General features: G+C 60.8%; 1 protein-coding gene and 1 pseudogene. Both read left to right on the top strand.

Translation table 11 applies throughout. From position 1 onward, the window contains the following. Positions 1–820 (top strand): annotated as a pseudogene (locus AC1D1T_RS32525) (Qat anti-phage system QueC-like protein QatC); the annotation flags it as partial. Continuing rightward, positions 817–1353 (top strand): TatD family hydrolase (locus AC1D1T_RS32520; RefSeq protein WP_477993478.1); only part of this gene is annotated, 537 nt, incomplete at its 3' end. The pseudogene AC1D1T_RS32525 and the gene AC1D1T_RS32520, both read left to right, overlap by 4 nt.

Genomic DNA, 1353 nt, shown 5'->3' with positions numbered 1-1353 from the left:
CGACCTGACCGTGGACGGGCGTTCACCAATCTTCGTGTCCCACATCGCTAAGGGTGACTCTGATACCCAGGTCTTGTATGCGCAGACACTAGGCGGCGGTGGCCGCCATCTTCAGTGGAATCAGAACATCTGGTTGAAGCCGCAGCGCGAAGGAGAGGGCTCCACTCGCGGTAGGTCTATCGTGTTCTTCGCCTTTGCTGCCCTTGCCGCCGACAGCCACGCGGATGGAACTGACAGTGCTTCAGTTGAAGTGTTCGTGCCAGAGAATGGCTTAATCAGCTTGAACGTTCCGCTGAACGCTGGACGAGTTGGCAGCCTGAGTACGAAGACCACCCACCCCGTGTTCATGCGTCGCCTTCAAGCCATTTGGTCCCAGTTGGGCATTCCTGCTGAGTTGCGCCTGCCTTACGCAGCGATGACTAAAGGGGAGATGATGAGCAGATGTCTCGACAGGCCCCGCTTGGCTGCGCTGGCGGGGCAGTCGACAAGTTGCGGCCGGTATGCAGTCTATGGTTTGAAGCACTGTGGTCGTTGCGTGCCCTGCTTGGTCCGGCGATCGGCCTTCCTATGCTCGGGCAACGTCGACACCACCGCGGCCTACCACTTTGCTGATCTAAAGGCCGCGCAGCCCGACAAGGGGCCCAACGACGTGGCTGCGGTCGCCACCGCAATATTGAAGGTCGAGGAGGTGGGCGTTAGGGCCTTCACGGCGGGGCAGTTCGCCTTCGCTAGCTCCCTTCAGCGTGCAGGTTTTGAAGGCGTTGTTGAACGTGGATTGGCTGAGTTGGGTCGCCTCCTTCGCAACCATCATGTCCTGTGATTGACTTCCACTCCCATCTCGACCTCTACCAAGACGGACTGGCGCTGGCGCGTGAGGTCAACGAGCGCAACGAGTTCACTCTTGTCGTGACCACCAGTCCCCGCGCCTACACTGCCACCTCGCGGGTGTTCTCAGGCCTGCAGAACATCAAGGTGGGCCTGGGGCTGCATCCAGAAGTGGCGGAGGCGAAAGCCAAGGAGGTCGATGCACTCGTCGGAGGCGTGGCTGGAGCACGATTCATCGGCGAAGTTGGCCTGGATGGATCGCCTCGATTCCGAACGAGCCTTGCTCTGCAGGAACGCATCTTTCGAGCAGTCCTTGCCGAGTGCACTCGTCAGGGGGGTAGGGTCATCAGTATCCATTCGCGTGGAGCGGCTGGGCGAACGCTCGAACTGCTTGCCCAGGCTGGTTTGGTGGGATTGCCTGTCATGCACTGGTTTYCGGGTGGAGCCGCAGAGCTGCAAGCGGCCACGCGATTAGGCTGTTGGTTCAGCGTTGGGCCCGCGATGCTGACGGGGGACAAGGGGCGCGGC

This window comes from Rhizobacter sp. P2_H3, from assembly GCF_056403355.1.
The sequence above is the reverse complement of the archived record's forward strand: the minus strand, read 5'-3'. Positions and strand labels throughout refer to the sequence as shown.